The organism is uncultured Mailhella sp., assembly GCF_905187505.1.
Classification (GTDB): domain Bacteria; phylum Desulfobacterota; class Desulfovibrionia; order Desulfovibrionales; family Desulfovibrionaceae; genus Mailhella.
Genome location: NZ_CAJJIC010000170.1, coordinates 1 through 3,835 on the forward strand (window position 1 = coordinate 1; position 3,835 = coordinate 3,835).

A 3,835-nucleotide genomic window follows, 5' to 3' on the forward strand; every position below is an offset into this window, starting at 1 on the left:
GCCTTCGTTCGCAGAGAATGGAATTCTTCCGATCCCATGTTTGATCTGAAAATTCTTGCCAGAGTGCCGGGGCTGCCCGACGGCATGGCGGCAACCTTCATCAATTACGGTTCCTTTCAGGGGCTGTCCCTGTTCTTTTCCCTGTATCTTCAGCAGGTGCTCGGCATGAATGCCTTTCATGCGGGCATGATTCTCATGATGCAGAGTCTGTTCCAGACCTTCTTTTCTCCGCTGGCCGGAAAACTGGCCGATCGATATCGTCCGGGAGTCATTTCCACGTCGGGCATGGCGGTGTGCGGTCTGAGCATACTCAGTCTCATGCTGCTCGATCAGAACAGCTCCGTATGGCAGGTCGTGGTCAGTCAGGCGGCCCTCGGAACGGGGGCGGCGTTCTTTGTGGCTCCCAACATGACGGCCACGCTGGGCAACGTGCCCAGAGAGAACCTTTCCGTGGCATCCGGTCTGCTCGGCTGTCTGCGCACCATGGGAGGACTCATGAGTCATATCGTCATGGCCTGCATGATAGGCCTTTTTATGGGAGACACCGCCGTGACGCATGAGAATTCCGGCTTGTTCCTCCATGCCATGCGCTACACGCTGCTTCTGTTCGGACTGTTCAACCTCATGGGGGTATGGCTCAGTCTGAGAGCGCTCCGTCATCACCGCTAGAAGGCTTGCCCATCAGCTCCCGCACGTGTAGCATGCACGTTTTTCGGGGCGGAAATCTGATCGGCAGCATCGTCGTCGCCGCCTGAGCACGATTCGCCGAATCCGCCGGAATCTTGTCATGTTCCGGGAACGGATTATTAATGTCCGTAAGCGGCCTGCGGCTTGCGGAAGGCGGCAGCCTGTCCGGCGGCCGCACGTCGGCAGCGTTCGGAGAGGGCCGTGACGCCGCTCAAGACGACCGGCGTCATGTCACGGTTTTGAGAGCATTGCATGGTGCGCCATGCAGGCAAAAGGAGAACATATGGGAGTTCTGGGCAAACTTTTCGGCGGTCGGGGCACACACAGCAGCACGACGGTCAGACAGCCCCCTCTGAGAAACAACACGTCCAGCGATTCCGCCCCGGACAATGAAGGGCCTTCTTCCGCCTTTCCGGGCAGGCATTTTGAAGGACTCGGGGATGTATGGTCGGCATTTTTTCCCGAAGGCAGCCGCGAATATGTCGGCAGTCTGCAGAGCGTGTTTGAAAAAAGTGCTCCTCAGGGACCGGTCATGCACAGAAAGGACGGCAGCAGCGTCATTCTGCTGGCCAGTCCCGCAAGCGGCGGCATATCCATCCACTCGCACATCATCATGACGCAGGGAAAGGGCAAGGCCGACTTTGTGGGAGGATATCCCGCCTTTGAGGGCCTGCCTGCCCCTTCCGTCATCGAACAGGCGCACATCTGGTCCAACGGCATATCCGGCGTGGTGGCTGCGCGCACGTCCGGCATGGGCATGCCCGTGTCGTTCTTTCTTGCGGGATTTTTTCAGCATGTGCCGCAGCTTCAGTTCGGAACCCGGGCGGAGTTCCACATGGCGGGACTGGCGCTTGCCCTGACGAAGGCGGAGGTGACCGACGTCGTTCTGGAGCCGGGGTCCGCGGCATGGAACGCGGCGCTCAAGGCCTTTCTTGCGGCTCATCCTGAAAAGAAGGTCGGAGACTTTCAGCCGAAGGTGATTTCCTCTCACGGAAGGGGGCTGCTGCTTCCCACGGAGGTGGTGGGCATGTGGGCCTTCCAGGTTCCTGTGCTCGGCACGGAAAGGGTGGAATTCATGGGACGGCGCTTTTTGCGCATACTTACGATATTCTCGGGCATGGGAGAAGATTCGTTGCGCGGGTACCTGTATGCGGCCGATCATGTGCTGAAGGGCTATGAGCCGCAGACGGGGGATGATGTTGCAGGAACGCTGTGGCTTCAGGGCGGCATGGATCAGTACCCGGCCTGATTGCGCTCCGTCGTCACGCCGCAGAGAACGGAAGATATGTTCCTTCACGCGTGCCTTCCTTCCGGCGTGTGCCGGCTGCGGCGAGAGAAGGAAAAAGAAAGGTCCTGCAACGCTTCGTTACCGATTGACAAATCAGGATGATGTGATTAACCGTGCGGAATGTCAGGATATCCTGAATGAAACGCCTGGCGTGGCACGCTTGCATAACGGCAGGCAGTGCGCTATGTCTTCAAATAGGTTCCTGTCCAGTTGTTATTGGAAGAGGTAAAAGCATATGGATAGACGTACCTTTCTTTGTTCTCTGGTGAGTCTGTTTACCGTCGGCATGACGGCTACCCTGCTGCCTCGCGAAGCGGAAGCAGCTCCGCCCCACGGTCCGGATCGTCGTCCTGCTCCGAGACCGGGTGCTCCCCGTCCCGCACCTCGACCGGCTCCCCGGCCGGGCAGACCGGCACCGCGTCCCGCGCCGCGTCCCGGAGCTCCCAGACCCGGAGCTCCCAGACCCGGAGCTCCTCGTCCCGCGCCGCGTCCCGGTGCACCGAGACCGGGCGCACCGAGACCTGCGCCGCGCCCCGGGGCTCCCAGGCCCGGAGCGCCGCGTCCTGCCCCCCGTCCCGGAGCCCTCAGACCCGGAGCCCCCAGACCCGGAGCTCCCCGTCCCGGTGGCCCTCGTCCTGATCCCAGACGGCCGATGCCCATCTGAGGTCGTGTCCTTTGACCTCGAGCGGTGAGGATTGCCTATGAAACTTCGTTGGTTTAAGTGGGTTTGCGTCGCGGTCATGCTTTGTGGACTTGCAGGCTCCGCCGTTGCCGGTACGGCAACGCCCGCCGACTTTACCGGAAAGGAGTGGCAACGCTCTTCCACGTCGGAAAAGCTTGCGTTTCTTTACGGGGTTTCCAGCACCGTGGCCATTGAGCATCTTGTGGCTGAAAAACAGGGAACGGAGGCATCCGTTTTTGTGTCGGCCTGGCTGAAGGCCTTCGGCGATGAAAGCTGGACGCAGATTCAGAAAAAGCTTGACGACTGGTATGCGGCGCATCCGGCAGAGTCAGGCCGTTCCGTTTTCGACGTGCTCTGGTATGAGTTCATGGCTCCGGACGACAAGTGATGCCGGAAGCACTTTGGAGTGTCATGATGAAAAAGTTTCCCGTTATCGTACTTCTTGCAGGGGCTCTGGCCCTTGGCCCCGTGGGCTGCACCAATATGTCCCGCACGCAGCAGGGGGCGCTCAGCGGAGCCGCCGGAGGGGCGCTCATCGGCGGCGGACTGAGCACGCTCACCGGCGGCAGCGGAACGACCGGCGCGCTCATAGGTGGAGGGCTGGGAGCTCTGGCCGGAGGTATCTACGGACATCAGCAGGAACGTCATGATTATGGCGGGCACGGTCACCGCTGGTGACGTTCACAGAACGGACCGTCGGACAGGAACCGGAAATCCGTGCGCTGCCGGGTGAGGTGTCCGGAGCATGGAGTTTTTGATTCCGACATGAAACAGCGCCTCAAGGCCCCTTCGGGGGCCTTTTTCATGGCCTGTCGTCGGTCTGCCCGGGACAATCAAAAGAGCGCGGTCCTTCCGACAGGGAGAGGCGGTATGTTTCGGAAGCGGGGGAGGACTCCTGATCTGCCGCACTTAATATGAAAGGCGGCCGGGAATTTCTCCCCGGCCGCCTTTTGCGGAACGATGTCCGGTCAGGTTCAGCGTTCCCTGAGCCTCGGATCCAAGAGGTCGCGCAGACTTTCGCCGAGCAGGTTGTATCCCAGCACCGTGATGAGAATGGCAAGGCCCGGATACAGCGAGAGCCAGGGAGCGGTGTCCAGCGTGTTTTTGCCGCGCATGAAGTTGGTGCCGCAGTTTGCGACTGGGGGGTTCACGCTGGGCGCGTTAGAGCGGAGGGACGA

Annotated in this window: 4 protein-coding genes and 1 pseudogene; 4 read left to right on the forward strand and 1 reads right to left on the reverse strand. The window is 60.6% G+C overall.

The window, feature by feature from the left end; all coding sequences use genetic code 11:
• From QZZ60_RS10860 to QZZ60_RS10875, 4 genes are all read left to right on the forward strand, one after another.
• Positions 1–669, forward strand: a 669-nt coding sequence (locus tag QZZ60_RS10860; protein WP_295641312.1) for an MFS transporter, incomplete at its 5' end; no start/stop codon positions are given.
• A 301-nt stretch (positions 670–970) separates the two neighbouring features.
• Complete coding sequence (locus QZZ60_RS10865) at positions 971–1,936, forward strand: hypothetical protein (RefSeq protein ID WP_295641313.1); 966 nt, start codon at positions 971–973, stop codon at positions 1,934–1,936.
• A gap of 740 nt (positions 1,937–2,676) precedes the next feature.
• Entirely contained in the window at positions 2,677–3,045 is a 369-nt protein-coding gene (locus QZZ60_RS10870) for a hypothetical protein (RefSeq protein WP_295641315.1), read from the forward strand.
• Positions 3,046–3,071: 26 nt separating this feature from the next.
• Positions 3,072–3,335, forward strand: a complete 264-nt coding sequence (locus tag QZZ60_RS10875) for a glycine zipper domain-containing protein (protein ID WP_295641316.1) — start codon at positions 3,072–3,074, stop codon at positions 3,333–3,335.
• 296 nt (positions 3,336–3,631) lie between these two features.
• On the opposite strand, the pseudogene QZZ60_RS10880 reads toward QZZ60_RS10875, so the two are convergent.
• Positions 3,632–3,835, reverse strand: a pseudogene (locus QZZ60_RS10880) (peptide ABC transporter permease); the annotation flags it as partial.